We start from the raw sequence: 239 nt of genomic DNA, 5'->3' as shown, positions 1-239 counted from the left end.
TGAATAAGTTAGCAAAGTAATTTTTGCTCAAATGGACATGGCTCGAAATCGATTGAAGGGAGAGCTCCTGCTTATAATACTGCTGGATATACTGCGTTGCTTTAATGATATTGTTTCGGACGCTGTTATAAATCTGAATCATATGCTGAAGCAGCTCGTCAAAAGCTCCAATAAACCAAGCTTTGCTCTGAGCTAATGTTTCCAATTTAGATAACTGGTCAAAATATTGCTTTTTTAAC

Annotated in this window: 1 pseudogene; it reads right to left on the bottom strand. The window is 36.4% G+C overall.

What is annotated here, in order from left to right:
- A pseudogene (locus KVT11_RS20535) lies at positions 1–239 on the bottom strand (hypothetical protein); the annotation flags it as partial.

This window comes from Bacillus sp. GbtcB10 (assembly GCF_019091365.1).
Lineage (GTDB): Bacteria > Bacillota > Bacilli > Bacillales > Bacillaceae > Bacillus > Bacillus altitudinis.
Note: the sequence above shows the minus strand (reverse complement) of the source record. Positions and strands in the feature narration are given on the sequence as shown.